The organism is Marinobacter shunpengi, from assembly GCF_045449695.1.
Classification (GTDB): domain Bacteria; phylum Pseudomonadota; class Gammaproteobacteria; order Pseudomonadales; family Oleiphilaceae; genus Marinobacter.
Map to the genome: position 1 here is coordinate 373,416 of NZ_JBJJKZ010000013.1, position 25,675 is coordinate 399,090.

The following is a 25,675-nucleotide window of genomic DNA, read 5'->3' on the forward strand; positions in this document are numbered from 1 at the left end:
GCACGTGCGACAGGGCCGGGTTCATGCCTGGCATTGGCCGGTATTGGGCAGAACGGGGCTGAAGAATCATTGAGACTCCTTATAAAGGCACGGATCAGATCATACGTGGCACCTGACGCAGGTCAAGTTATCGGGGCATCTATCGTCATCATAGAGGGACCGGATGGTGGCCGAGACATGCCCTGCGTCGAATTGGGGCGCTGGATAATCTGGCGCACCAAGTATGAGCCCTGTTGCTGTTTTGTGCTTCATCACGGTGCGATCTTCCGGGCGCAATGCACCAAATCTGAAACCCTTGATTTTCCAACGGTCGGTTTGTCATTTGTAATTCGCTGAAATTTAACAATAAAAAATGCCGGCCTCAGTATGGCACACCGCTTGCAATTCTCAGTGCACAAGGCGAACGAATGATAGTCGCCCCGCGCCAAAGAAGCGCACAAACATCTGAGAAAGCGAGGATATGCACGTGACAACATTCAAGAAACAACTGGCCAGCGTTGTAGTGGCGGCGGCTCTGGGTTCCGGCGCAATGGCCGTCCAGGCCCAGGAAGACACTATCAAGGTGGGCATCCTGCACTCCCTGTCCGGCACCATGGCCATCAGCGAGACAGTCCTGAAGGACACCGTGGAAATGCTGATCGAAGAGCAGAACGCCAACGGCGGCCTGCTGGGACGTGAACTGGAAGCCGTGGTGGTCGACCCGGCCTCCAACTGGCCGCTGTTCGCGGAAAAGGCCCGTGAGCTGCTGGCCCAGGAAGAGGTGGACGTGATCTTCGGCAACTGGACCTCCGTCTCCCGGAAATCCGTCCTGCCGGTGGTCGAGGAACTGAACGGCCTGCTGTTCTACCCGGTGCAGTATGAAGGTGAGGAATCTTCCGAAAACGTCTTCTACACCGGCGCCGCCCCCAACCAGCAGGCGATTCCGGCGGTGGACTACCTGAAGAACGAGCTTGGCGTTGAGCGCTGGGTACTGGCAGGCACCGACTACGTGTACCCGCGCACCACCAACAAAATCCTCGAGACCTACCTCAAGGACAGTGGTGTCGCCGCTGAAGACATCATGATCAACTACACCCCGTTCGGCCACTCCGACTGGCAGAACATCGTCTCCGACATCAAGACCTTCGGCTCCGCCGGCAAGAAGACCGCCGTGGTGTCCACCATCAACGGTGATGCCAACGTGCCCTTCTACCGCGAGCTGGGCAACCAGGGCATCTCCGCCACCGACATTCCCGTTGTCGCCTTCTCTGTCGGCGAGCAGGAACTCTCCGGTATCGACACCGGCCCGCTGGTGGGTCACCTGGCCGCCTGGAACTACTTCATGAGCGTGGATTCCGACGCCAACTACGACTTCATCGACCAGTGGATCGAATACACCGGCGACGAGGAAGCGGTCACCAACGATCCCATGGAAGCCCACTACATCGGTTTCAACATGTGGGTGAAGGCGGTTGAGAAAGCGGAAACCACCGAGGTGGACGCGGTCAAGGACGCCATCATCGGTGTCACCGTGCCCAACCTGACCGGCGGCTACGCCACCATGATGCCGAACCACCACATCACCAAGCCGGTGCTGATCGGCGAGATCCAGGACAACGGCCAGTTCTCCATCGTCTGGGAAACCCCGGCCACCGTCGCCGGTGATGCCTGGTCCGACTTCCTGCCCGGTTCCCGTGACCTGATTGCCGACTGGCGCGCCCCCATGCGCTGCGGCAACTACAACGTGAAGGAAGGCAAGTGTGGTGCGTCTGCCGGCGAGCAGGCCATGGCTGCCGAGTAATCGGTACCCGGCCGGGGCGGGCCTGCCGCCCCGGTTCACCTTTCCCGACCTTCCATTCACCCAGACACCAGACAGGAAGACACCATGAGCATCCCCCGATGGCTCACACTCCTCCTTATCGTCCTGCTGACCCTGCCGGCGGTAACCGCCTCGGCCCAGCAGGACACCTCCGCCGAGGCGCTGCTGGAGCAGCTGGCCGATGCCTCCCCCCGCGAGACCGAGGCCGTCATCAAGGCCATCGCCACCAGCGGCCATGAGCGGGCCCGCGACTGGCTGGACGCCTACGGCAACAATCGCCTGAGCCGGGTGGAAGACACCGGCCAAATCGTGATCGTACTCAACAACCGTGGCCGTGACTGGGAAGTGGCCGACGCCGTCACTGGCGAGAACCTGGGGGAAATGTCCCGTCGGGATCTGGACCGGATCGCCGTCAATAACGCCATCCGCCAGCAACTGGAAGGCGTCATGGCGATGATGGACCTGTACGCCAACAATGTGGAGACTCGTGAAACCGCCGCCCAGGACCTGCTGGGCAAGGTGGATGACGCTATCGTGGAAGCCGTCACCGCCCGTATTGACGAGGAACCGAACGTCGACATCCGCAACCGCCTGGAACAGGCCGTGGCCATCTACCAGGTGGAAGAGCAGGGCAGTGTGGCAGCGGTCGACGTGCTGGCCGGTAGCCTGCACCCCCGCTCCCGGGCCGCGCTCAATAGCGCCGTCGCCTCGGAAAATCCCGCACTCAGGGCCCCGGCGGAAAAGGCCCTGGGCTCTATCGAGCAGAAACTGAAGATGAACAAGGCCGCCGAAACCCTCTACTTCGGCCTGTCCCTGGGTTCCGTCCTTGTCCTCGCCGCCATCGGCCTGGCCATCACCTTCGGTGTGATGGGCGTGATCAACATGGCCCACGGCGAACTCATTATGCTGGGTGCCTACACCACCTGGGGCATGCAGCAACTGCTGCCGGGTCAGCCTGGCCTGGCGCTGATCCTGTCCATCCCGGCCGGCTTCCTTGTCGCCGCGCTGGCGGGTATCGCCATCGAGCGCAGCGTTATCCAGTTCCTCAAGGGCCGTCCGCTGGAAACCCTGCTGGCCACCTTCGGCATCAGCCTGATCCTGCAGCAACTGGTGCGTACTGCGATCTCCCCCCAGAACCGCACCGTGGTCAGCCCGGAATGGATGAGCGGCTCTCTGGTGATCAACGACGCCCTGTCGCTGACCCTCAACCGCATGTATGTGCTGGGCTTCGCCCTGGTGGTGTTCGCCGCGCTGATGCTGATCATGCGCCGCACCCGCCTGGGGCTGGAAGTGCGCGCCGTCACCCAGAACCGGGCCATGGCCCGCTCCATGGGCATCAAGGCCACCCGCGTCGACATCATGACCTTCGCCCTGGGCTCCGGCGTGGCCGGGCTGGCGGGCGTGGCCCTGTCACAGCTCACCAACGTGGGCCCCAACCTGGGCCAGAACTACATCATCGACTCGTTCATGGTGGTGGTGTTCGGCGGTGTCGGCAACCTGTGGGGCACCCTGGTCGCGGGCCTGTCACTGGGCACCATCAACCAGTTGCTGGAGCCGTGGGCGGGCGCCGTCCTGGCCAAGATCATCGTGCTGGTGTTCATCATCCTGTTTATCCAGAAACGGCCGAAGGGATTGTTCCCTCAAAAGGGCCGCGCGGCAGAGGCGTAATATCATGTGGCTAACCAGACCTCTGCAGGAACGCTCGACGCAGCTGTTCCTCGGAATCCTCTTCATGGCACTGCTGGTGGTGAGCGTGCTGCACCTGGCCCTGCCGGAAGGGCACGCGCTGCACGTCAGCGCCTACACCGTCACCCTGCTGGGCAAGTACCTTTGTTACGCCCTGCTGGCGGTGGCCGTGGACCTGGTATGGGGCTACCTGGGTATCCTCAGCCTGGGCCATGGCGCCTTCTTTGCCCTGGGCGGCTACGCCATGGGCATGTACCTGATGCGCCAGATCGGCGACCGGGGCACCTACGGCGATCCCATCCTGCCGGACTTCATGGTGTTCCTGAACTGGCAGGAGCTGCCCTGGTACTGGTACGGCTTCGACATGGCCTGGTTCGCCTTCGCCATGGTGCTGCTGGTGCCGGGTGCCCTGGCCCTGGTATTCGGCTGGCTGGCGTTCCGCTCCCGGGTGACCGGCGTGTACCTGTCGATCATCACCCAGGCACTCACCTTCGCCCTGATGCTGGCCTTCTTCCGTAACGAGATGGGCTTCGGCGGCAACAACGGCCTGACCGACTTCCGCGACATCCTCGGCTTCAACCTGCGCACCGATGCGGCCCGGCTGGGCCTGTTCATCGCTACCGGTATCGCCCTGGCCATCGGTTACCTGGTGTGCCGGGGCATCGTCACCAGCAAACTGGGCCGGGTCAGCGTGGCTTGCCGCGACGCTGAGGCCCGCACCCGCTTCCTGGGTTACCGGGTGGAGCGGGTGCAACTGTTCGTGTTCGTGGTCTCCGCCATGCTGGCGGGCGTGGCCGGGGCGCTGTACGTGCCCCAGGTGGGCATCATCAACCCCAGCGAATTCTCGCCCCTGTTCTCCATCGAGATCGTGGTATGGGTCGCCCTGGGCGGACGCGCCACCCTCTACGGCGCGGTTATCGGTGCCATCCTGGTGAACTACGCCAAGACCGTGTTCACCGGCATCATGCCCGACGCCTGGCTGTTCGCCCTCGGCGCGCTGTTTGTACTGGTCACCGTGTTCCTGCCCCAGGGCATTGCCGGGCTGCTGAAAAAGCGCCGGCGCAAGGCTGACGACACACCTTCAAACGATTCCACGGCGGAGGTCACCGCATGAGCATCATGACCGAACTGGCCAACCGGGATCAGGTCTTCACCTTCCTCACGCCCACCGACTCCCCGGTGGACGTGCGCCACGGCCCGATCCTGTATATGGAAGACGTCAACGTCAGCTTTGACGGCTTCAGGGCCATCAACAACCTCAACCTGACCATCGACGACGGCGAGCTGCGCTGCATCATCGGCCCCAACGGCGCCGGCAAGACCACCATGATGGACATCATCACCGGCAAGACCCGGCCTGACACCGGCTCCGTCTGGTTCGGCAGCCGCCACAACCTGCTGCACATGAACGAGCCGGACATCGCCAGTCTGGGCATCGGCCGCAAGTTCCAGAAGCCCACGGTATTCGAGGCGCTGACCGTATTCGAGAACCTGGAACTGGCCATGGCGGCAGACAAGCGGGTGTTTCCGACCCTGACCGCCACCATGAAACCGGAACACCGGGAGCGCATCGACGAAGTGCTGGAAACCATCCACCTGCAGGACCTGCGCAACCAGCCCGCCGGCATCCTATCCCACGGCCAGAAACAGTGGCTGGAAATCGGCATGCTGCTGATGCAGCGCCCGCGCCTGCTGCTGGTGGACGAGCCCGTGGCCGGCATGACCGAACAGGAAATGGAACGCACCGCCGACCTGCTCACCAGCCTGGCGGGCAAACAGTCCGTGGTGGTCGTTGAACATGACATGGGCTTTGTCCGCTCCATCGCCCGCAAGGTGACCGTACTGCACCAGGGCAGCGTGCTGGCGGAAGGCACCATGGACCAGGTCTCCAACGACCCGGAAGTGATCAAGGTCTACCTGGGGGAGGAAGCCTGAATGTTGCAGATCGAGAAACTGAACCAGTACTACGGCGAAAGCCACACCCTCTGGGACCTGGACCTGGACGTCCCCCAGGGCCAGTGCACCTGCGTGATGGGCCGCAATGGCGTGGGCAAGACCACCCTGATGAAATGCATCATGGGTGAGGAAAAAGTGGAGAGCGGCAGCATCCGCTTTGCTGATGAACTGGACCTTATCAAACAACCCCTGGAACAGCGGGCCCGCCTGGGCATCGGCTACGTACCCCAGGGCCGGCAGATCTTCCCGCTGCTCACCGTGGAAGAAAACCTGCGCACCGGCCTCGCCGCCCGGGGTGACGGCCAGAAAGCCATCCCCGAGCGCATCTACGAACTGTTCCCGGTGCTCAAGGAAATGAAAAACCGCCGCGGCGGTGACCTCTCCGGCGGCCAGCAACAGCAGCTGGCCATCGGCCGCGCCCTGGTCATCGAGCCAAGGCTGCTGATCCTGGACGAACCGGGGGAGGGCATCCAGCCCAACATCGTCGCCCAGATCGGCGAGGTCATCCGCAAACTGATCGCGGAAGACGGCCTGACCGTCCTGCTGGTGGAGCAGAAACTGCCCTTCGCCCGCAAATACGCCGACCGCTTCGCCATCCTCGACCGGGGCCGCCGCATGGCCGAAGGCGAGATCGGCGAGCTGTCCGACGAACTCATCAAGCAATACCTGACGGTATGACCATCTACCAGCCGATGCCAGAACAGGCCGACTCCGGCCACCGCTTCGACCAGGGCCGCCTCTGGGCTGCCCGCCTGGAACTGGGCTTCGAAGGCCGGCAACAGGACGGCCGCCCGGTCACCCGCATGGCCACGGCAAGACACAGCGGCCCGCTGCGGGTGCAGCGCCCCTTCTACCCGGAGGGGCGCCACGGCTGCTGCCACGTCTACCTGCTACACCCCCCGGGCGGACTGGTCAGCGGCGACGCCCTGCACATCAACGCCATCGTCGGCACCGGCGCCCACGCCCTGCTGACCACACCGGCCGCCGCCAAACTCTACAAGGCCGACCGCAACGGCGTCGCCTGGGCCCAGCACACAAAACTGACGGTGGAAGACGGCGGCACCCTGGAATACCTGCCCCAGGAAACCCTCGCCTTCGACGGCTCCCGGGGCACCCAGACCACCACCATCGAGATGGGCTCCCGCAGCCAATGCATCGGCTGGGAAATCCTGGCCCTCGGCCGCCCGGCCAGCGAACTGCCCTTCGCCACCGGCCAACTGGAACAACGCTTCCACCTGACCCGCGACGGCGTGCCCGTCTGGCAGGAACGCCAGACCCTCGACCCCAAACACCGCCGCTTCAAAGGCAAATGGGGCCAGGGCGGCCATACCGTCCAGGCCACCCTGTGGACCGTAGGGCTGGAAGACGAGGCGAACGCCATCGAACACCTGCGGGAAGAACTCCCGGACAACCCCCGCTGGGCCGTCACCCGGCGCGGCGGAGTGCTGCTATTGCGCTACCTGGGCAACGAACGCAACGAAGCCTGGGCCATCTGCCAACAGGCCTGGGAAATACTAAGACCAAAACTGACCGGCCAGCCAGCCCATGTGCCAAGAATCTGGCTGACATAGCAGGTAGCGGGCATGGCAGAGCGTCTGAAACACCATCCCCTCTCCCCAACGAGGGAGAGGGCCAGGGAGAGGGGGAGGCGCCAAAGGCGCCCAAGATAGCCAACTCCGGAGTGGGAGTCTCCCCCTCTCCCCAACCCTCTCCCTCCAGGGGAGAGGGAGTAAACAAAGAACATTGCAATCATCGGAGCAAAACGATGGAACTGACACCCAGAGACAAAGACAAGCTACTGCTCTTCACCGCCGCCCTGCTGGCGGAACGACGCAAGGCTAAGGGCCTGAAACTCAACTACCCGGAAGCCGTCGCCCTCATCAGCGCCGAAATCATGGAAGGCGCCCGGGAAGGCCGCAGCGTCGCCGACATGATGAGCGCCGGCCGCGAAGTGCTCACCCGTGACGACGTGATGGAAGGCGTGGCGGAAATGGTGGACGAAGTGCAGGTGGAAGCCACCTTCCCGGACGGCACCAAACTGGTCACGGTCCATAACCCGATCGTTTAAGGAGACGCAGATGATACCCGGCGAATACCAACTCAAAGACCGCGACATCGAACTCTGTGCCGGCCGCGAACGCATCACCGTCGACGTCGCCAACACCGGCGACCGCCCGATCCAGGTCGGCTCCCACTACCACTTCGCCGAAACCAACCCGGCGCTCCGGTTTGATCGCGACAAGGCCAAAGGCTATCGCCTCGACGTAGCCGCCGGCACCGCCATCCGGTTTGAACCCGGCCAGACTCGCGAAGTGACGCTTATCCCATACTCCGGCGATCGCACTATTTACGGTTTCCGAGGCGACGTAATGGGAAAGCTGTGAGGCTTGCAACCAAATTCAGGGGAGACGGTCGGGTAAGGCTTTCCGGGACCTTCGAAAATATGGACGTTTTCGAAGAGCCTACAGGGACGTATCCACGGCGTGTCCCGGAAAGCCTTACCCGATCGGCTCCTTCCCCCGGAATCCAGAAAGCGAGGCATTAACATGAAAATCAGCAGACAGGCCTACGCCGACATGTACGGCCCCACCACCGGGGACCGCATCCGCCTGGGCGACACCGAACTGTGGATCGAAGTCGAAAGCGACGCCACCCACTACGGCGACGAAGTGAAATTCGGCGGCGGCAAAGTCATCCGGGATGGCATGGGCCAGAGCCAGCGGGCCGATGAAACCGTCATGGACACGGTCATCACCAACGCCCTGATCCTCGATTGGTGGGGCATCGTCAAAGCCGACGTCGGCATCCAGCAGGGCCGCATCGCCGCCATCGGCAAGGCCGGCAACCCCGACACCCAGCCCGACGTCCAGATCGTCATCGGCCCCGGCACCGAAGTCATCGCCGGTGAAGGCAAAATCCTCACCGCCGGCGGCATCGACGCCCACATCCACTTCATCTGCCCCCAGCAGATCGACGAAGCCCTGATGAGCGGCATCACCACCATGCTCGGCGGTGGCACCGGCCCGGCCACCGGCACCAACGCCACCACCTGCACCCCCGGCCCCTGGCACATCGGCAAAATGCTCCAGGCCGTCGACGACATGCCCATGAACATTGGCTTCCTCGGCAAGGGCAACGCCAGCCTGCCCGAGTCCCTGGAGTTGCAGCTCAAGTACGGCGCCATGGGCCTCAAGCTCCACGAAGACTGGGGCACCACCCCCGCGTCCATCGACAACTGCCTGACCGTGGCGGACAAATACGACGTCCAGATCGCCATCCACACCGACACCCTTAACGAGTCCGGCTTCGTGGAAGACACCCTGGCCGCCTTCAAGGAACGCTGCATCCACACCTACCACACCGAAGGCGCCGGCGGCGGCCACGCACCGGACATCATCACCGCGTGCGCCAAGGACTACGTACTGCCGTCGTCCACCAACCCCACACGGCCCTACACCGTCAACACCATCGACGAGCACCTGGACATGCTCATGGTCTGCCACCACCTGGATCCCAACATTCCGGAAGACGTGGCCTTCGCCGACAGCCGCATCCGCCGCGAAACCATCGCCGCCGAAGACATCCTGCAGGACATGGGCGTGATCTCCATGATCGCCTCCGACTCCCAGGCCATGGGCCGGGTGGGCGAAGTGGTGTGCCGCACCTGGCAGACCGCCCACAAAATGAAAGTCCAGCGCGGCCTGCTGCCGGAGGACGAAGAGCGGGGCGCCGACAACTTCCGCGCCAAACGCTACATCGCCAAGTACACCATCAACCCGGCCATCACCCACGGCATCGCCCACGACGTAGGCTCCATCGAAGTGGGCAAACTGGCGGACCTGGTACTGTGGAAGCCCGCCTTCTTCGGCACCAAACCGTCCACCATCATCAAGGGCGGCATGATCGCGGCGGCACCGATGGGCGACCCCAACGCCTCCATCCCCACACCGCAACCGGTCCACTATCGCCCCATGTTCGGCGCTTTCGGCCGCGCCGCCAGCCAGACCCGGCTCAGCTTCGTCAGCCAGGCCGCTTTTGATGCCGGCATCGGCAAGGAACTGGGCCTGCGCAGTATGCTCTCCGCCTGCAAAAACGTCCGCACCGTGCGCAAGGGCGACCTCAAACTCAACGACGCCTGCCCGCACCTGACCGTGGATCCGCAGACCTACGAAGTGCACGCCGATGGCGAACTGCTCACCTGCGAGCCCGCCACCGAACTGCCCCTGGCCCAGCGCTACCACCTGTTCTGAGGAATGACACCATGCTGGAACTGACACAACGCATCGAACCCATGGAACAGGCGGAAATCCACGACACCCTCACGCTGCCGCTGGAACTACGCATCCGTGGCCGCCTACGGGCCACCACCGACACCGGCCACGACGTCGGCCTGTTCCTCGACCGCGGCCCGGTCCTGCGCAGCGGCGACTGCCTGCAAGCCGACACCGGTGAAATCATCCGCGTCAAAGCAGCGGACGAGCCGGTAGTAACCGCTCACATCGACGCGGGCCTGCCCCTGGCCAAACTCTGCTACCACCTGGGCAACCGCCACGTGCAACTGGCCATCGGTGTGGAGGGCGACGGCAAAGGCTGGGTCCGCTTCCCACCGGACCACGTACTGGAAGAACTGGCCGAACGCCTGGGCGCGAAACTGGAACACCACCAGGCCCCCTTCGACCCCGAACCCGGCGCCTACGACAAGGCGGGCCGCGACGGCCACAACCATGGACACAGCCACGGCCATAACCACGACCACAGCCATGAACACGGCCATAGCCATGCACACTGAGACCGACCCACAGGCCGACCTGGCCCTGCTGGGCCTGATGCAACTGGTCAGCCCGGCTTTGCCCATCGGCGCCTTCGCCTGGTCCCAGGGCCTGGAAAGCGCCTTCGAACTGGGCTGGGTCAACAACGAGACAGAACTGGGCGACTGGCTGGAAGGCGTCCTCGACGACGGCCTCAGCCGCTGTGAACTGCCCCTGCTGACCCGACTGCAACAGGCCTGGGCCGAAGAAGACACGGCGACTATTAACCACTGGAACCAGTGGCTGCACGCCACCCGGGAAACCGCCGAACTGGTGGACGAAGACACCCGCCTGGGCACCGCGCTGCTAACCCTGCTGCGCAACCTGGAACTGGCCCCGGAACGGGACCTGCTGCCGGCCACCCCGGGCTACGTCACCCTGTTCGCCTGGTGCGCCCACAAACGAAACGTCCCGGTCCGCCAGACCCTGCTCGGCTTCGCCTGGGCCTGGCTGGAAAACCAGCTCGCCGTCGCCTGCAAGGCCCTGCCGCTAGGCCACACAGCGGCCCAACGCCTGACCGAACAGCTACGGCCGCAACTGGTCAACGCCGTCGACAACGCCCTGGCGCGAACCGACGACGAACTCGGACCGATATTACCGGGCCTGGCCCTGGCCAGTGCCTTACACGAAACACAGTACTCCCGGTTATTTCGGAGTTAATCACATGACTACAACTCCGCAGATGGCGGCGCGTGGTCGGGGACGCTTTCCGGGACCTTCAAAAACAGGGACGTTTTTGAAGAGCCTCCATGGACGGATTCACGGCGTGTCCCGGAAAGCGTCCCCGATCATGCGCCTTCCCTCGGAGTTTGAACCGATGAGGATATTGAAATGAAACATTGCCTGAGAGTAGGAGTAGGGGGCCCGGTAGGCTCCGGTAAAACCGCACTGCTGCGCCAACTGTGCCTCGCCCTGCGTGATCACTACGACATCGCCGTCGTCACCAACGACATCTACACCAGAGAAGACGCCGACTTCCTCCTGAAACACGAGGCCCTGTCAGCCGACCGAATCCTGGGCGTAGAAACCGGCGGCTGCCCCCACACCGCCATCCGCGAGGACGCCTCCATGAACCTCGCGGCCATCGACGACCTCCAGAGCCGCCACCCAAACCTCGAACTCGTCCTGGTCGAATCCGGCGGCGACAACCTCAGCGCCACCTTCAGCCCCGAACTGAGCGACCTCACCCTGTACGTCATCGACGTCTCTGCCGGCGACAAGATCCCCCGCAAAGGCGGCCCCGGCATCACCAAATCCGACATGCTCATCATCAACAAAATCGACATCGCCGAACAGGTCCACGCCTCCCTCGACGTTATGGACCGCGACAGCAAGAAAATGCGCGGCGAACGCCCCTTCGTCTTCACCAACCTGTACGACGGGGTAGGGCTGGAAACCATCATCAGCTTCATTCTGGAGCGAGGCATGTTGCCCGAGAGACGTCCCAACAAGCAGGCCGAAAGCGCATAAGCGAAACCGGGACACGAATTCAGATAACCAGGAGTAAACCATGAAACTGACCACCAAACTGCTCACCACCGCCGCCCTGCTGCTGACCGCCACCGCCGCCGTCGCCCACCCGGGCCACGACCACGGCACCAGCGGCTTCACAAGCGGTCTGCTGCACCCGCTGCTGGGCCTGGACCACCTGCTGGCCATGGCCGCCATCGGCTTCTGGAGCGTCCGCCAGGGCAACGTCATGAAAAACGCCACCCCGCTGTTCGTGGTGGGCGGCATGATCCTGGGCGCCGGCATCGCCTTCGCCGGCATCGCCCTGCCGGGCGTTGAGACCGGTATCGTCCTGTCCGTCATCGTCGCCGGCATCCTGATTGCGGCCATGGCCAAACTGCCCACCGCCGTAGGCGCGGCACTGGTGATGGCCTTTATGGTGTTCCATGGCTATGCCCATGGTACGGAAATGCCTTCTGGCGCGATGTTGGCGGCCTATCTGGCGGGGTTCTCCATCGCCACTCTGGGCATTACCTTTGCGGGTCGTGGCCTGGGGGCTCTGCTGATGAAGGCGGATAACCGGGTTGCCCGTGGTGTGGGTGCTGGCCTGGCTGCTGTGGGTGGTTATCTGATGGTGGGGTGATCGCCTGGGAAAACCGGTTTAGAGGTTTTGGCCCGTCCTGGCTTTGCTGGGGCGGGTTTTTTTGTGGTGCTAAAGCTATAAATCGATTGCCGTTTTACAATTTTTTTCAGACTCGAATGAATACATGGCCTAAAGTGGTGCAACTATATGATATCAGGCACAGGCGGTGTCTAGGACTGGCCTTCCTGAAACATGAACTTGGTACTAGTGATGGAGAGAATAATGAACCCGTTGTTGGCTCAGCTAGCGGAAGAAGCAATCCAGAGGTTTAGTCAGACCGATACTGGAAGAAAATTGATGACTAAAGGTAAGCAGATCATTGAGATCGCAAAACCTATGTCTCGAAAGGCCTCCCAGATCGCTGTTTCGCTGTTGGATGAGGGTGATGAAAGGCCACAAGTCGGTAAGCATGTCCAACTGAACAAGGATCTGGATATTGTGAAAAATGGCCTGAGTCTGCCTTTAAGTTTCAGGGAAAATCAGTTCAAGGTGATCAGCCAAAAAATAACTGACGACCTTGATATTATTAAAGGCCAGAATGAGATTCTGTTCCTGTCAAACTCAATCAACTACTTTGTGGATAGTCACCGCCTGAGAACTGGAATTGATCGCGGAATATCCTACGCATTGCAATACGATATGATTGCGGTCACCAATCATCTAAAGAGAAACAAGGATCTCAGGTTTCCTGGCTACTTGCTCCATCAATTGACCAGCCTTGCTGAAACGATCAAAGAGCTAAACATATTCTACGTGTCAGTACTTCAAGACGGTGTCGTTCCCGAGTACCACGAAGAAGAAGTCAAAGCTGAGTTGATGCGTACGTTTGGTGTTGAGGGCAGAAAGTCGGATTTCCTTAGCTACATCCCGTATGACTTGCAGGTAAAGGCGCGCCAGGAATTACCTCCCGTTGAGCAGTCAAAAGAAAAAAACGCTTCGCTGCTTGGAAGCTTAAAAGAAAAGGTTCTGACGAAGGACCTTGAAGGTCTCAACGTTTTTGCCCACGACTCATTGATCATTCTTAAGGAAGAGTTGATGGCCAATGAAATCCTGGAAATCCAGCTTCTGAAAAAGCTTGAAACCACACCTGAAGGAAGCCTTCGTATCGAAGGTTGATGCCTCAATGAGGCGCTGAAATTTATCTTAACGTCTGATCCCGGCAGATTTTGGGGTGGCATAGTCTTGTATTCACAATGGATCTGTTAAGACAGACGAGCGTTCTGCCCCCCAATGTCGAGGCTGGCCTAGGCGGGTTTGAGGATTTCAGGTGTTTGGTAGGTCGCCGGGACAAGCTTGTTTTCGATTCTGTCCGTCCTGACACTGCTGGGACGGGTCTTTCCTAGTCCTGAAGCAATAAATGGATTGTTGTTTTACAAATTTTTTCAGACAGACGTGGCGGCATGCTCTAGAGTGGGCTGAACTATAAGTAATAATCCCGACTTGGACGAGAAAATGGACTTGACCGTCACCCTGCAACCGATGCTGGAACACCTCTGGTTTCTCATTCCCCTCTTCCTGCTGGTTGCTGTCCTCAAGTCTGCCCGATTCAAGGGCTGGGTGGGTGAGGCGATTGTTAACCTGTCGGCTCACTTCCTGCTTGACCGCAAGACCTACCATCTGATCCGTAACGTGACCCTGCCGACTGAGGATGGGACTACCCAGATTGATCATTTGATTGTGTCTCCGTATGGGGTGTTTGTGGTGGAGACCAAGAATATGAAGGGGTGGATTTTCGGTGGGGAGCGGCAGCGGTATTGGACGCAGAAGATCTATCGGTACACCCAGAAATTCCAGAATCCGCTTCACCAGAACTACAAGCACCTGAAAACGGTGCAGAGCCGGTTGGGCCTGACAGACGACCAGGTCTGTTCGTTGGTGGTCTTCGTCGGCGACAGCACTTTCAAGACGCCGATGCCGGATAACGTGACCCAGGGGCTTGGGTTTATACGGTTCATCAAATCCCACACCAGTGTGGTGCTCACGACTGTGCAGGTGAAGACGCTGGTTGAGGATATTGCCCATGGCCGGCTGAGGCCTACCTGGCGGACGCACCGAGACCACGTGAAGCATGTGCAGGGGATTGTTGAGGAGAAGTAGGACTGGTAGCTGAGCGGAATGGTTATCCCTTTTGGGGCTGGTAGTCCTGACTCAGAAGACTGAAATGGATTAAAAAACAGATCTATCTCGTTTTTCTGGGTATGGTATTTGAAAAGAATAAGGGAAAGTATGGAGATGAGGAAAAGTGACTTAAGAATATATGCCAAAGGATCCGCTTTCGAAGATGGATTATATGACCTAAGGTCAGTGGAGCTGCTCATTTCGAACTATCGATCTATTACTGACCGGTTAATTGCTGTCCAGTTGGGACGTAGGCAGCTCACGCCTTCGATAAGGAAGCAGATTGATTACCAGGCTAGGATAAATCAGGGTTCGATTGAGTTATTGATAGATTTCGTTTTCACGCACAAAGAGATTGTTGGTTCACTGGCTGCGGATGGTGGCTACCAGCTTGCGGGGACAATTACTAGATTGTTTGGCGATGCTATTAATCTCCGAAAGCAAGTGGCTGAACTTGTCGAGAAAGGCATCCCGGCGAATATTATAATAACTAACAATATCAATATAGGGTCAAAAAATATTATAGCGAACTCGGAAAATGGCGATGTAAGAATAAACGACGCTAAGATCTTGTGGGCCGCGCAAGTTACAAAATTTCCAGCCGATAGACTTGTATCTGGAATTGAAGGAAAAGGTATAGCGTACGCAGAATTTGGATCTCGGGATAGTGCAGTTCGATTAACCCCTGATGAGCGAGTGATCCTTGGTCAAAATAAAGAAGAGTTAACTGGAGAGATCCGTGTAAACGGAAGATTGGATATGGTTGCATTTTCATCTCATCGAGGGACGATAGTATCTGGAGGAGAGAAATTTCCAGTAACATGGGACGATGCAATTAGAAAGAAAATGCAAAAAATTGTGGATACTGAGGGCGTGATCTTTGTTGTTCGGCCTATTGTTGATCATAAGCGACTGCAAGGAGGCGTCATCGCTTACCATGTAATTGACTGCTCAATTCCACAGCAAAATCTTAATGTATAGCTGGGAGCGTGGATAAAGCTCTAGATCATTGCCGAGTAGGGAATTTAGCATACGCTCTATCACTATGTCTGATAAATAAATTGACGTTAGGTAATTGGATGATGTATGACAAAGAATATAACCTTTAGGGCTCAGTTAGTTGGTGGTGTAGCTGATTTCTGTCACTCGACAGATTTGCCCATCCTAAGTGACACGCTTAACTTGGTAGAGCTAATAGTGAAGTTAGCTAGATATCAAGAGGAAGGTGTTAAGTTGTGTCCGAAGGTTTATCTTTGTAATAAGATTGAAAGGGTAGTAACGCTGTTGCCAGGCGGTGAATCACTGAAGATCGGTTGTTCTAGCGCAGATGTCAATGGCATAAAAGAGGCTTTAAAAAAATGTGCTCCTTTAGCAACTGATGGTTGGCTGGTATATATAAAAAATAGTGCTTCGACTATTGAATATGGCTTATTTAGAGGTCCTGAAAATCCAATATCTGTGCTCGTCGATGATGTTGTTATGACTCCTGATGAAGATTTGAGTGTAGTCAAAGTTTTCCAAGTCGGAGACGAGTGCGTAGAAGTAAGATCTAATAATGGTGACTGTAATTATATATATTTAGATCATAGAAAGGAGAGTGCAAGTCCGCCGTTGCACTATTTGGATGCCCTAGTTAACAGCATATGTTTTAGAGCATTGCCAGAGCAAAAAGAGCCCTGTATTAGCTTTTTAAAAAGACTTCTGTTTGAGAGTTTGAGGCAGTCGCATGGATGCCTAATTGCCGTGACAAGTATGAATAGGCCTCCTAAGTTCCTATCAAACGATGGCGTCATTCTGGATGAAGCTATCGATTTTCCTAGCTTAATACGTTCACTAAAACGGGGAGATATTCCTTCGTCCTATTTAGAGAGTAAGGCGAGCCTCTTGAGAGGCATGTTAAACTCTGATGGAGTTCTTCTTTTTGATAACTCCGCAAGAATTCTAGGATATAACTGTTTTGTGAAGACAAGCCAAGAAGCAATGGGAGCAGGTGGTGGTGCGAGGAAAAGGGCATTTTTGACTTTGAAAAGTAAGATTGGTAGAGGGTTGCGATCAGTTTTTATTCAATCACAAGATGGTTGGTCCGATTATTCTGGGGAGACTTATGACTGATATCGTGCTGTGGCAGCAGGACTCAACTGACATTTTACCAACAACTGCAAAGTCACCCGCAGAAATTTCAGACTATGCCGCTCAGCTTTCGAAAAAAGATCGAAAGCAAATTGTTTCGGCGTTTGAGTCCGAACATTTTGAAATGGCGATTAGCTATTTATGGGGTAAAACAATAACTGCGCTGAAAAAGGAGCTTTCAACAGTTGGCATCACTCTGCTAGGTGAAATGCTTGATCGTCCTAACTTGAATGAAGATGATGACGTAGAGAGTATATTAACTGCGAAGGATGCCATTAAACTGGCTGAAGAACTAGGAATAGTTTCACGCACAGATGCTATGAGACTGCGTCATACACATGAACTTATCACACATTTTTCTCAGTTAGAAATTGATGAGTCAGATTCAGAGGATATTGACGAGTCAGAGGCATTAGCATCACTAAAAGTCTGTGTAAAATCAGTGCTAGGCAGACCTAAAGTTGAAGTTGCAAAGAAATTTGTAGAGTTTAGGGAGGCGCTTGAAGGGGAAACTTTAAACGAATTTGATAAAAGAGTCGAAATGTTAACTAGCTCTCCCTATTTCTTCTTAAAGCTTACAATAAGCGTTTTGATGAGTGCTGCGAAGAAGAACACCGGGGCTAACCTAGAGCACGTGTTGGCAAACATTAATGTACTTTTGCCTGTTGTATGGCCGCAGTTGAGAGACTCAGAGAAGTGGCAAGTTGGTCATACATATGCTGAGACCTATTCCAGTGGTAAGACATCCACTGTCTCTGGCTTAAAGAGCGCGCTTTCAAAGGTCCGTGGATTTGACTATGTTCCAGAGAATCTTCGAAGCGATACCTTCGTTAAGGCTGCCACAGCTATACTCAGAGCACATGATGGGATGAATAATTTTTATAATGAAGAAGCTCCTGTCAAAGAATTGGGGAAATTGGGTAGTACAATACCGACTCCTGCGTTGCCCGCGTGCTTAACGGCTCTTCTTTCGGTGGTGCTAGGTAATTCATATGGCGTAGCTTGGTCCGCAGGGCCAGAGGCATCAAGAATATTAAAGCAAATTACTGGTGAGAGATGGTCATATTATATTAATAATGTGCTGCCCGGTGACACAAGGATTCTCGAAAAGATTTTGATAGGGAAGCCACGAGAAAATTGGATCAATGTCGTTCATGGCTACGGTCTAGCTGAGCTGACAATAAAGAATAAGTCTGTTGGACTTTTGATTTCTGCTACGAAGAATAAGAATGATTCTCGAATTTTATCATCAGCGAAGAAGCTACTTAAGGATTACTACGGTAAAAATACATAATAATCTGTAAAATACCGTTGATATAAAAATTTTCTACCCGGATATTAGGTTTCTAAATGGATGGTAAAAAGCTAGTTGAGATAGCAAATCTAGAAGTTGATTGTAAGATAGGAAAAGATAGGCATTTTATCGCTGCTGATAGAAAGAATAGGCTTAGGATATTCTTGGGGTTATTTGCTGTAATCGGGTCGGCTGCCATCTCTTCTGGAATTAACGAAAATGCTGTCAATCTTGTTGGCTCTTACTCCTCCGCTAGTGGTCACTGGGAGAGTTGGAGCCAGGTATTATCTAGGTTGCTTCCGTTGTTGGTTGGTATTTCCACCGCAGTAATTGGTTTTCTTGGGTTAGAAAAACAAACAGCACAGCATCGGTATGTTGGTAATGAATACATCGAGATTGCTAGGAAAGCGAGGTCGCTACTTAATTCGGTGGGAAGTAGGGATGACAAAACGATAATGGAAGACTACGACAATTTGCTTCATAAGTATTTGGAGGTTAACAAAGAGGGGGAGTCATGTCCCACAAACGACGCTGATTCTCATAAGGCGATGAAGATGAATGCGCTTAGACGCACAGCTATCAAAGCTAAGATCTCGGCTTTTGAGAAAGATACTTTAAATTTGGAATCTAATGTTTGGAGGAAGAAGGCTGTAGTTCTTCCTTTACATAAGGCAGTCTTTAAGCAGTTAAGGTTTTGCACGGCAGTTATTTTGTTAAAAATAAGGCTCATTCGCAGGTCTGATTATCGGAAATATCTTAAAGAACTGTCGGTTAAATGAATCATAAAGGACATATATGGACGCCTCCCCGGGGTCAAGTCTGCCTGTCGATGAAGCAAGTGGTTCACGGACATATATCCGGCGTCGTTCCTGGGGCGTCTTGATGCCGCGCCCCGCGCCTTGATGAGATCCGGTGGAACTGAAGGACAGGCACTGCTAGAGAAGAACAGCTTCTTTCACCGCTGGAGGCTGCCTGAGAGCGCTGACTAATCCGTCGAGGGGCGGCCAAATGCCTCACAACAGGCAAAATAGTCCAAAATCGGTCTACTAGCCGGTTTTCAGAGCGAGTCAGGGCCTGGCGGGGGAGGCCACTGAGAGGTTCGTGTGGGGGAGTAGTGCTGAGGTCAGGCCGCCGATCGTCGTCGATCCAGATGATCGCGGCGATTGGCCTGATACTAGGAACTGAAGGACAGGCACTGCTAGAGAAGAACAGCTTCGTCCATTGATGCAGACTGGCATAGAGAGGTCACTAGCCTGGCTGGCGGAGTCCAAACGCCCGGCAACAGGCAAATCGGGCCCATAGTGATCGCTTTTGCGGGTTTCAGAACGAGGCTGGCCCCGGCGGGGATGCCACTGATAGGTTCGGGTGGGGGAGTCGGGTCCAGGTCAGGCCGCTGATCCTCGTCGGTCCAGATGATCCCGTCGGTTGGCTTGATACCGGTCCTCAAACTCGGTGGCTTCGACAAGCCATTCTTCGGCTGTCAGGCCAAGCCGTTTCAGGATCGGCGGCCGCTTTAGCTGGTATATGACCCCGCTTGTCAGGACGGACAAGCCGCCCCGTGTAGTCCACCAGCTCCAGGTAATCAGCTTAGGCTGAACAGGATACCTCGTTGGGCCTCATTCCTGACAGCGCCCTCAAAGTTCAGCAGTGGCTTTAGGGGCAGGGGAAACTGCTTCTGCCATCATGGACAGACCCCGGAGAGGAAAACACAATTGATCAGCCTATGGTTTTCCAGCAGAATACCCCACCAAGGCAGGAGGCCGCCTAAGCACCGCCCCACTGATCAAGGAAAGACAGGATGACCCGATTCCTCGCCGCTGTATTGATATCACTTGCGCTTATTAGTCCCGCCTCAGCCGAGGACAAAGAGGTGGTTGAGATTACCATGATCTTTGAGGAATACCGGCAAGCATTTTCAGAATCCAGGTTCCTGGACGCTGCTGGCTATCTACACCCAAGGGATGTAGACGCGTTCCGGGAGTTCGCTCTGCCCGTTCTTATTGAGGCAAGGCGAACATCTCGGCATAAGGGACATCCTATTCTGGAATCCTTCTTCGACACGATACCCTTGGAAGACACTGGGGAAGCCTCAAACCTCGAAGTACGGGCGGCGTTCGATCAAGCACTCACCTCCTATCTGCCATACATATTGGACTCCATTAATGTGGACAACATCGACAACATGTCGGTAGAGCTTCAAGGCGATGACAGCGCAGTGGTGAGATACGAGCTGCATCACAATGGCAATGAACAGGTGGTAGAAGATACGCTTGAGAAGCTCGATGGCAGGTGGCACATGCTGATGGTCGTCCGGCCCCGAGAACATGCATCAGCGCTCAGGGAGATTTTCGACCTGGCTCCCTAGCCGCCCACAGAAAAGATCAATCAGGGACAGACACCCTAGAGGAAAGACCGTTTGATCCGTCGGCCAAAGAATCCCGGCGAAACTGAATTGCCCGTCTGGTGAGGGCCAATAGCCCGACGGGCGGCCAATCCGGTCCATAAAGCTCAATTCAGTGGTTTTCAGGCCGAGTCTGGCCCTGGCGGTCGCCAATGAAGGGAGTTAATTGGGTGGCAAGTAAAGGGCAAGTAAGGACAGGCACTGCTAGAGAAGAACATCTTCTTTCACCGCTGCAGGCTGCCTGAGAGCGCTGGCTAATCCGTCTAGGGGCGGCCAAATGCCTCACAACAGGCAAAATAGTCCAAAATCGGTCTACTAGCCGGTTTTCAGAGCGAGTCAGGGCCTGGCGGGGGAGGCCACTGAGAGGTTCGTGTGGGGGAGTAGTGCTGAGGTTAGGCCGCCGATCGTCGTCGATCCAGATGATCGCGGCGATTGGCCTGATACCGATCTTCAAACTCGGTCGCTTCGGTAAGCCACTCTTCAGTAGTCAGCCCCAGCCTTGTCAGGATCGGTGGCTGGTTCTCCGGTATATGGCCCCGCTTGTTGGGACGGATGATCCGCCCGGTAAAGTCCGCCAGTTCCAGGTAATCGTTGAGGCTGAACAGGATACCCCGTTGCGGCTCGTTCCTGACCGCTCCCTCGAAGTTCAGCAGTGGTTTCAGGGGTAGGGGAAACTGCTTCAGGAAGAGCTGCTCACTGTGTGTCTGGAGGGCATTGTCTATGAGCACTTATAAAGCCATTAATCTGGTAAAACGGCCTGACGGGAATATCGGTCCCGAGCTGTTCGAAGTAGTGGAAAAAACCGTCCCGGAACCCGCAGACGGCGAACTGTTGATCAAACAGACCTACATGTCCCTGGATCCGGCCATGATGGGCTGGATGAGTTCCGACACTGACAGCTATATCCCACGTGTCGAGCTGGGCGATGTGATGCGATCGTCGGGCATTGGTGAGGTCGTTGCCTCCAACCATCCTGACTTTGCCGTGGGTGACCAGGTCATGGGCATGTTTGGCTGGCAGGAGATGTTCCTGACAGATGGCACGGGCGTGAACAGGATCGATAAAGACCTGCCGGCGGAAATGGCACTGTCGGTCTTCGCGCTGCCGGGACTGACGGCGACCCAGGGGTTGTATGGCTACGGCGATCCCAAGGCGGGTGAAACTCTGGTGGTATCCGGTGCCGCCGGGTCTGTTGGTTCTATCGTCGGCCAGCTGGCGAAGGCCGATGGTCTGCGGGTTATCGGTGTGGTTGGCAGCGATGAAAAGGCCGACTGGATCGTCAATGAACTGGGCTTTGATGGCGCGGTGAACTACAAGAGCGATGACCTGGGTGCGAAGCTCGATGAACTGGCACCGGAAGGCATCGATGTCTACTTCGAGAACACCGGTGGTCCGACCCAGGACGCGGTGTTCGAGCGGATGAACGCGCACGGTCGTATTGTGGTGTGCGGCATGATTGCCGACTACACCGCCGAGACTCCGCGCCCTGGTCCCAACTGGATGCGCATCGTCAAGAAGCGCCTGTCGATCCAGGGGTTCACCATGCCGGATCATCGCCACAAGACCAAAGAGCTGCAGGCCAAGCTCACCCCCTACGTTCAGAAGGGCCAGATTAAATATCGGGCACACGTACTGGAGGGGCTGGAGTCTGCCATGGGCGGTCTCGCCATGTTCCTGACAGGTGAGAACAAAGGCAAGTTGATGGTAAAGCTCTAAGCGTTGGGTTGCCCATCGTCCCTTGTGGCGATGGGCAAGGTGTCTTTTCCTGGTCACCGTCGGTGGCCAATCTGGTCCCGGTTGGTACCTGATCAACCGGATGAAGTGATATCCTCACGCACCGCTATCAAGTACACAAATCCAGCCTGAATGCCGACACCCGGCAGGTCACCTTCAATCCGGAGTTTGAGCCTTACCCATGAGAGTTATTATTCGCTATTTTTTCCGCACCCTGCGCCTGGTCCTGACACCCTTCATGCTGCTCAGTGAGAAGCTCAGCACGCCCAGGGGTATGACCCGCACCGCTGAAGATCAGGCCCGCGTCGACGAGGCCAGCAAAGATCTGGCTCTGTACCAGTTCACGGCCTGCCCGTTCTGCATCAAGGTACGCAAGGAAATTGCCCGGTTGGGTCTGAACATTGAAACCCGCAATGCCCAGCATGACCCGCAGCATCGTGCAGCGCTGGAGGCTGGCGGCGGTCGCATCAAGGTGCCTTGCCTGAAGATTCGTCAGGATGATGGCAGTGAGCAATGGCTGTACGAGTCTGCCGAGATCAAGGCGTGGCTGCAGGAACGATTCGAGCCGGCCCAATAAGCTCAATTTGGCGGTTTTCAGGACGAGTCCGGACCGCTTCAAGATCGGACTGCGGCGGATTCATGGTGAACACTTGGATACTGGTCACAATCAGATCCGCCTCAGCCTGACCCTGTCGCTGCTCTACCGCACACGCGGCGAGCAGCGAAGGGATGGTTAACACAACTGAGATCTTACAACGCGGACGGTAAGGTCCGCGCGGCCGTGAGTCATTTAGCGGCCTCTTGGGCACGCTGATAGCTTTCGCTAACCGCGTGATAATGGGGGACCAACTCGTTGTACAGCTCACCCCATTCCGCTGCATCGTCCCTGTTCCAGGTACGGTGGAGCCCGCTCAGCATGACATTGGTGGTTACTGGAATAATACCAGCCTGTGTGAAACGTGCGAGGGTAGCGCGCGACGCCATTTCGCTGGGATCACCTGATGCGTCCATCACGGCGTAAACCTTGTAGCCATCCGCGTGGGCCTGTAATGCCGGGAACGCAACGCACACGCTGGTCCACACACCTGCCATTACTAACGTCTTACGGCCGGTGGCTTCTACAGCCTCCACAAAGTCGGCATTGTCCCAGGCGCTTACTTCGCCTTGTCGCGCAACGTAGGTTGCATCGGGTATCACTTCGTCGAATTCCGACATCAGTGGACCATTAGGACCATTGGGCTCTGATGCGGTCAGGATAATCGGAGCATCAATCTGTTTAGCGATCTTGGCTAGCGCGATTGTGTTGCGTCTCAAATCATCGACCGGGACGTCTTTGACGGTCTGGAATAAGCCGGTTTGGTGGTCCAGTAACAGAACGACAACATCATTAGGGTCGATAAGTGCGTCCGCCGCCGCTTCGCTCGGCTGTTTCGTGATGCCGGGGATGTCGCCTTCCTGCGCATAGGCCAAGGGCGCGATGAGAGTCGCGCACAGTGAAATAACGAAGGCGACTTTCTTCAGGAAGGAAACTGCTGGGAGTGGTCGTGAGGGTTTCATTGGATTGTCCTTTTTCAGAGTGCATGCGTTTCAGATCAGGCAATGCGTGCCGTTGTCCCTACCAGATCTACTGGACCCAGGAGGAAATTTTTGGCATGACACCTTCTACACGTCTAGTGCATCAACGCTATTAGTGCCAGTCAGTGCCGGTGTTCAGTTATGGATTAAATCGATTGCCCGGGGATGAAATGAGGCCATCGCGAAAGACCCAACACTTGCCTTTGTCAGATAGCCAACGGTGCCAAAGAGAGGTCACCTTGAACCGGCTATCGAATCTGTCCATTCCCAGCATGCATGGCAATCAAGGACATATATGGACGCCTCCTTAGCCAGGAAAAATCCCTGACTGCAGGGGCCACTGCAGCCAATGCCATCGCTGGTTATAATGGCGGTCTTTGAACTGTCACAGGGAAACCCTATGCCCATCGAAAAGAATCAAGTGGTCCTGTTCCATTACAGCGTCAGTGATGAACAGGGCAACGTTGTTGAAGACTCCCGTGATGGCGAGCCGAACGCCTACCTGCATGGCCACGGCGGTATTATCCGGGGCCTGGAAGACGCCCTGGAAGGTCGCGAGGCCGGCGAGAGCTTTACTGTGACCGTCTCTCCGGAAAAGGCCTATGGCCCACGCAAGCCCGATGCCGTGCAGCGCGTGCCGATCAAGCATCTGATGGGGGCCAGGCGCTGGAAAGCGGGCATGATCGCCCAGGTGCAAACCGAGCAGGGCCCGCGCCATGTGGTCGTCGCCAAGGTCGGCCACAAGTTTGCGGATGTGGACACCAACCATCCCATGGCCGGTAGAACCCTGACCTTCGATATCGACATTGTTGAAGTACGCGCTGCCGATGCGGAAGAGTTAGCCCACGGCCACGCCCATGGGCCTGGCGGGCATCATTGAGGGGTTAAAGGCTCGAAACTGAATCTTCGTGCCGGTGACGTCGGGCTCCGGCGCTATACTCCGCCTGTTACGGTAAGGCGGCTTGAGGGTTTGCTCCAACATGTTCTGCGGTTTTATTTTACCCATTTTGGGTATAAAGTTACCCAAAATGGGTTTTGGAAGCGCCGATAATATGTCCGCAGTAACAACATTAAACCGTACTGGGTTAGCGGATGCCCTGTTCTCCGCTACCCGCCAGAAGGTCTTGCGCCTGTTTTTTACACAGCAGGAAAGGGAATTTTCGATCAAAGAACTCATCGAGCAGGCAGAGGCCGGTTCGGGTGCTGTACAGCGCGAACTCGCTCGTTTGGTCGATAGTGGGCTGGTGCAGGTTACTCAGCAGGGGCGTCAGAAACGCTATAAAGCCAACCCGGACTCGCCTGTTTATCCCGAATTGTCTTCTCTTGTCTCCAAGTTGCTCGGTCCGGAACAAGAAGTTGAAGATGCCCTCAAGCCAATTATCGATAGAATCGATCTGGCCCTGATTTATGGTTCGGTGGCCAAGAGGACGGATCACGCCAATAGCGATATCGACCTCATGCTGGTTTCAGATACCCTTAGTCTGGCGGAAGTCTTCGAAGCGTTGGGGGCTGCTGAGATTAACCTTTCCCGGACCATTAACCCAACCCTCTACAAGCGGGAAGAGTTTGAAAAACGTCGAGCGAACAAAAACCCGTTTTTGAGGAAAGTCCTGGAAGGACCCTGCATCTTGTTGAAAGGAAGCGTCAATGAATAAGGAAGCACTGGAAAACCTAGTCCGTATTCACAAGCTCCACCATGAGTCAGCGGACGCCAGCGAGGTTCAGGGGCTCATCCAATCCGGTAACGTCCGATTGAAGGACGCAGGCTTAGAGGCACTTAGCCTGGAGAGCCGCTTTGACTTGTCTTACAACGCAGCGCACGCGCTCTCGTTGGCCGCACTGCGTCATTTTGGCTATCGGTCTGACAATCGATATCTGGTCTTCCAGTGCCTGCAGCACACACTCGACTTGTCACCAGCAAAATGGCGGGTTCTTGATCAGGCCCATCGCAAGCGAAATTTGGCAGAGTATGAAGGCGATATCGACGTAGATGAAGCGATGGTGACAAGTCTCGTGGAGATCACAGAAGAAATCAGACGAGCCGTGGTTGCACTAACGACCGGGGAAACCTCTTGACTACCCA

At 56.6% G+C, this 25,675-nt stretch carries 27 protein-coding genes; 25 read left to right on the plus strand and 2 right to left on the minus strand.

Annotated features, from left to right (window positions below; translation table 11 throughout):
- The first annotated feature begins 529 nt into the window (after positions 1-529).
- From urtA to ACJO2E_RS11005, 20 genes are all read left to right on the plus strand, one after another.
- Positions 530-1,780: an urea ABC transporter substrate-binding protein gene (gene urtA / locus ACJO2E_RS10910; protein WP_406964135.1), complete on the plus strand. Its 1,251-nt coding sequence runs from the start codon at positions 530-532 to the stop codon at positions 1,778-1,780.
- A gap of 84 nt (positions 1,781-1,864) precedes the next feature.
- Complete coding sequence (gene urtB, locus ACJO2E_RS10915; protein ID WP_406963900.1) at positions 1,865-3,466, plus strand: urea ABC transporter permease subunit UrtB; 1,602 nt, start codon at positions 1,865-1,867, stop codon at positions 3,464-3,466.
- 4 nt (positions 3,467-3,470) lie between these two features.
- Positions 3,471-4,598: an urea ABC transporter permease subunit UrtC gene (gene urtC / locus ACJO2E_RS10920; protein ID WP_406963901.1), complete on the plus strand. Its 1,128-nt coding sequence runs from the start codon at positions 3,471-3,473 to the stop codon at positions 4,596-4,598.
- Positions 4,595-5,419 carry an urea ABC transporter ATP-binding protein UrtD gene (gene urtD / locus ACJO2E_RS10925; RefSeq protein ID WP_406963902.1) on the plus strand — a complete coding sequence of 275 codons (825 nt, stop codon included), beginning with the start codon at positions 4,595-4,597 and terminating at the stop codon, positions 5,417-5,419. Before urtC ends, urtD begins: the two co-directional genes overlap by 4 nt.
- Positions 5,420-6,118 carry an urea ABC transporter ATP-binding subunit UrtE gene (urtE, locus tag ACJO2E_RS10930; RefSeq protein ID WP_406963903.1) on the plus strand — a complete coding sequence of 233 codons (699 nt, stop codon included), beginning with the start codon at positions 5,420-5,422 and terminating at the stop codon, positions 6,116-6,118. It abuts the gene before it with no gap.
- Complete coding sequence (locus tag ACJO2E_RS10935; RefSeq protein WP_406963904.1) at positions 6,115-7,011, plus strand: urease accessory protein UreD; 897 nt, start codon at positions 6,115-6,117, stop codon at positions 7,009-7,011. The genes urtE and ACJO2E_RS10935 overlap by 4 nt, the downstream gene beginning before the upstream one ends.
- Positions 7,012-7,205: 194 nt before the next feature.
- Positions 7,206-7,508, plus strand: coding sequence for an urease subunit gamma (ureA, locus tag ACJO2E_RS10940; RefSeq protein WP_406963905.1), 303 nt, complete (start codon positions 7,206-7,208; stop codon positions 7,506-7,508).
- A 10-nt stretch (positions 7,509-7,518) separates the two neighbouring features.
- Positions 7,519-7,824, plus strand: coding sequence for an urease subunit beta (locus ACJO2E_RS10945; protein ID WP_406963906.1), 306 nt, complete (start codon positions 7,519-7,521; stop codon positions 7,822-7,824).
- Positions 7,825-7,986: 162 nt separating this feature from the next.
- On the plus strand, positions 7,987-9,690 hold the full coding sequence (gene ureC / locus ACJO2E_RS10950; protein WP_406963907.1) for an urease subunit alpha: 1,704 nt from the start codon (positions 7,987-7,989) through the stop codon (positions 9,688-9,690).
- Positions 9,691-9,701: 11 nt separating this feature from the next.
- Positions 9,702-10,229 (plus strand): urease accessory protein UreE, encoded by a 528-nt coding sequence (gene ureE / locus ACJO2E_RS10955; RefSeq protein ID WP_406963908.1) that lies wholly within the window; start codon positions 9,702-9,704, stop codon positions 10,227-10,229.
- Complete coding sequence (locus ACJO2E_RS10960; RefSeq protein WP_406963909.1) at positions 10,201-10,908, plus strand: urease accessory protein UreF; 708 nt, start codon at positions 10,201-10,203, stop codon at positions 10,906-10,908. Before ureE ends, ACJO2E_RS10960 begins: the two co-directional genes overlap by 29 nt.
- 171 nt (positions 10,909-11,079) lie before the next feature.
- Positions 11,080-11,718, plus strand: coding sequence for an urease accessory protein UreG (ureG, locus tag ACJO2E_RS10965; protein WP_406963910.1), 639 nt, complete (start codon positions 11,080-11,082; stop codon positions 11,716-11,718).
- Positions 11,719-11,758: 40 nt separating this feature from the next.
- Positions 11,759-12,340, plus strand: coding sequence for a HupE/UreJ family protein (locus ACJO2E_RS10970; RefSeq protein ID WP_406963911.1), 582 nt, complete (start codon positions 11,759-11,761; stop codon positions 12,338-12,340).
- A gap of 222 nt (positions 12,341-12,562) precedes the next feature.
- On the plus strand, positions 12,563-13,456 hold the full coding sequence (locus tag ACJO2E_RS10975) for a hypothetical protein (RefSeq protein WP_406963912.1): 894 nt from the start codon (positions 12,563-12,565) through the stop codon (positions 13,454-13,456).
- Positions 13,457-13,792: 336 nt separating this feature from the next.
- On the plus strand, positions 13,793-14,437 hold the full coding sequence (locus ACJO2E_RS10980) for a nuclease-related domain-containing protein (protein ID WP_406964136.1): 645 nt from the start codon (positions 13,793-13,795) through the stop codon (positions 14,435-14,437).
- A gap of 135 nt (positions 14,438-14,572) precedes the next feature.
- Positions 14,573-15,439 carry a hypothetical protein gene (locus ACJO2E_RS10985; RefSeq protein ID WP_406963913.1) on the plus strand — a complete coding sequence of 289 codons (867 nt, stop codon included), beginning with the start codon at positions 14,573-14,575 and terminating at the stop codon, positions 15,437-15,439.
- A 105-nt stretch (positions 15,440-15,544) separates the two neighbouring features.
- A complete protein-coding gene (locus ACJO2E_RS10990) occupies positions 15,545-16,570 on the plus strand; it encodes a hypothetical protein (RefSeq protein WP_406963914.1) in 1,026 nt (341 codons plus the stop codon).
- The gene (locus tag ACJO2E_RS10995; protein ID WP_406963915.1) at positions 16,563-17,882 is read left to right on the plus strand and encodes a hypothetical protein; all 1,320 of its coding nucleotides are present in this window, start codon (positions 16,563-16,565) and stop codon (positions 17,880-17,882) included. The genes ACJO2E_RS10990 and ACJO2E_RS10995 overlap by 8 nt, the downstream gene beginning before the upstream one ends.
- A 56-nt stretch (positions 17,883-17,938) precedes the next feature.
- Complete coding sequence (locus ACJO2E_RS11000) at positions 17,939-18,661, plus strand: SLATT domain-containing protein (protein ID WP_406963916.1); 723 nt, start codon at positions 17,939-17,941, stop codon at positions 18,659-18,661.
- A gap of 1,019 nt (positions 18,662-19,680) precedes the next feature.
- Positions 19,681-20,247: a hypothetical protein gene (locus ACJO2E_RS11005; RefSeq protein WP_406963917.1), complete on the plus strand. Its 567-nt coding sequence runs from the start codon at positions 19,681-19,683 to the stop codon at positions 20,245-20,247.
- Positions 20,248-20,675: 428 nt separating this feature from the next.
- Here the strand turns inward: ACJO2E_RS11005 and ACJO2E_RS11010 are convergent, their stop codons facing one another.
- Positions 20,676-21,011 carry a hypothetical protein gene (locus tag ACJO2E_RS11010; protein WP_406963918.1) on the minus strand — a complete coding sequence of 112 codons (336 nt, stop codon included), beginning with the start codon at positions 21,009-21,011 and terminating at the stop codon, positions 20,676-20,678.
- Between ACJO2E_RS11010 and ACJO2E_RS11015 the strand changes: the two genes are divergently transcribed.
- Both ACJO2E_RS11015 and ACJO2E_RS11020 read left to right on the plus strand, forming a co-directional pair.
- Positions 21,004-21,999 carry an NADP-dependent oxidoreductase gene (locus ACJO2E_RS11015; protein ID WP_406963919.1) on the plus strand — a complete coding sequence of 332 codons (996 nt, stop codon included), beginning with the start codon at positions 21,004-21,006 and terminating at the stop codon, positions 21,997-21,999. The two genes, ACJO2E_RS11010 and ACJO2E_RS11015, sit on opposite strands and share 8 nt — an antisense overlap.
- Before the next feature lie 199 nt (positions 22,000-22,198).
- Complete coding sequence (locus tag ACJO2E_RS11020; protein ID WP_406963920.1) at positions 22,199-22,594, plus strand: glutaredoxin family protein; 396 nt, start codon at positions 22,199-22,201, stop codon at positions 22,592-22,594.
- A gap of 209 nt (positions 22,595-22,803) precedes the next feature.
- On the opposite strand, the gene ACJO2E_RS11025 is transcribed toward ACJO2E_RS11020, so the two are convergent.
- The gene (locus ACJO2E_RS11025; RefSeq protein ID WP_406963921.1) at positions 22,804-23,574 is read right to left on the minus strand and encodes an isochorismatase family protein; all 771 of its coding nucleotides are present in this window, start codon (positions 23,572-23,574) and stop codon (positions 22,804-22,806) included.
- 418 nt (positions 23,575-23,992) lie between these two features.
- Between ACJO2E_RS11025 and ACJO2E_RS11030 the strand changes: the two genes are divergently transcribed.
- From ACJO2E_RS11030 to ACJO2E_RS11040, 3 genes are all read left to right on the plus strand, one after another.
- On the plus strand, positions 23,993-24,472 hold the full coding sequence (locus ACJO2E_RS11030) for an FKBP-type peptidyl-prolyl cis-trans isomerase (protein ID WP_406963922.1): 480 nt from the start codon (positions 23,993-23,995) through the stop codon (positions 24,470-24,472).
- A 172-nt stretch (positions 24,473-24,644) separates the two neighbouring features.
- Positions 24,645-25,247 carry a transcriptional regulator gene (locus ACJO2E_RS11035; protein ID WP_406963923.1) on the plus strand — a complete coding sequence of 201 codons (603 nt, stop codon included), beginning with the start codon at positions 24,645-24,647 and terminating at the stop codon, positions 25,245-25,247.
- A complete protein-coding gene (locus tag ACJO2E_RS11040; protein WP_406963924.1) occupies positions 25,240-25,668 on the plus strand; it encodes a hypothetical protein in 429 nt (142 codons plus the stop codon). The genes ACJO2E_RS11035 and ACJO2E_RS11040 overlap by 8 nt, the downstream gene beginning before the upstream one ends.
- Positions 25,669-25,675 lie beyond the last annotated feature (7 nt).

Coding starts and splice junctions, on each gene's coding strand:
- ACJO2E_RS11020 (WP_406963920.1), top strand. CDS start 22,199: ATGAGAGTTATTATTCGCTATTTTTTCCGCACCCTGCGCCTGGTCCTG.
- ureG (WP_406963910.1), top strand. CDS start 11,080: ATGAAACATTGCCTGAGAGTAGGAGTAGGGGGCCCGGTAGGCTCCGGT.
- ACJO2E_RS11030 (WP_406963922.1), top strand. CDS start 23,993: ATGCCCATCGAAAAGAATCAAGTGGTCCTGTTCCATTACAGCGTCAGT.
- ACJO2E_RS10995 (WP_406963915.1), top strand. CDS start 16,563: ATGACTGATATCGTGCTGTGGCAGCAGGACTCAACTGACATTTTACCA.
- ACJO2E_RS11035 (WP_406963923.1), top strand. CDS start 24,645: ATGTCCGCAGTAACAACATTAAACCGTACTGGGTTAGCGGATGCCCTG.
- urtE (WP_406963903.1), top strand. CDS start 5,420: ATGTTGCAGATCGAGAAACTGAACCAGTACTACGGCGAAAGCCACACC.
- ureA (WP_406963905.1), top strand. CDS start 7,206: ATGGAACTGACACCCAGAGACAAAGACAAGCTACTGCTCTTCACCGCC.
- ACJO2E_RS11005 (WP_406963917.1), top strand. CDS start 19,681: ATGACCCGATTCCTCGCCGCTGTATTGATATCACTTGCGCTTATTAGT.
- ACJO2E_RS10980 (WP_406964136.1), top strand. CDS start 13,793: ATGGACTTGACCGTCACCCTGCAACCGATGCTGGAACACCTCTGGTTT.
- ACJO2E_RS11025 (WP_406963921.1), bottom strand. CDS start 23,574: ATGAAACCCTCACGACCACTCCCAGCAGTTTCCTTCCTGAAGAAAGTC.
- ACJO2E_RS11000 (WP_406963916.1), top strand. CDS start 17,939: ATGGATGGTAAAAAGCTAGTTGAGATAGCAAATCTAGAAGTTGATTGT.
- ureE (WP_406963908.1), top strand. CDS start 9,702: ATGCTGGAACTGACACAACGCATCGAACCCATGGAACAGGCGGAAATC.
- urtA (WP_406964135.1), top strand. CDS start 530: ATGGCCGTCCAGGCCCAGGAAGACACTATCAAGGTGGGCATCCTGCAC.
- ACJO2E_RS10975 (WP_406963912.1), top strand. CDS start 12,563: ATGAACCCGTTGTTGGCTCAGCTAGCGGAAGAAGCAATCCAGAGGTTT.
- ACJO2E_RS10990 (WP_406963914.1), top strand. CDS start 15,545: ATGACAAAGAATATAACCTTTAGGGCTCAGTTAGTTGGTGGTGTAGCT.
- ACJO2E_RS11040 (WP_406963924.1), top strand. CDS start 25,240: ATGAATAAGGAAGCACTGGAAAACCTAGTCCGTATTCACAAGCTCCAC.
- ACJO2E_RS10970 (WP_406963911.1), top strand. CDS start 11,759: ATGAAACTGACCACCAAACTGCTCACCACCGCCGCCCTGCTGCTGACC.
- ACJO2E_RS10935 (WP_406963904.1), top strand. CDS start 6,115: ATGACCATCTACCAGCCGATGCCAGAACAGGCCGACTCCGGCCACCGC.
- ureC (WP_406963907.1), top strand. CDS start 7,987: ATGAAAATCAGCAGACAGGCCTACGCCGACATGTACGGCCCCACCACC.
- ACJO2E_RS10945 (WP_406963906.1), top strand. CDS start 7,519: ATGATACCCGGCGAATACCAACTCAAAGACCGCGACATCGAACTCTGT.
- ACJO2E_RS10960 (WP_406963909.1), top strand. CDS start 10,201: ATGAACACGGCCATAGCCATGCACACTGAGACCGACCCACAGGCCGAC.
- urtC (WP_406963901.1), top strand. CDS start 3,471: ATGTGGCTAACCAGACCTCTGCAGGAACGCTCGACGCAGCTGTTCCTC.
- urtD (WP_406963902.1), top strand. CDS start 4,595: ATGAGCATCATGACCGAACTGGCCAACCGGGATCAGGTCTTCACCTTC.
- urtB (WP_406963900.1), top strand. CDS start 1,865: ATGAGCATCCCCCGATGGCTCACACTCCTCCTTATCGTCCTGCTGACC.
- ACJO2E_RS11015 (WP_406963919.1), top strand. CDS start 21,004: ATGAGCACTTATAAAGCCATTAATCTGGTAAAACGGCCTGACGGGAAT.
- ACJO2E_RS10985 (WP_406963913.1), top strand. CDS start 14,573: ATGAGGAAAAGTGACTTAAGAATATATGCCAAAGGATCCGCTTTCGAA.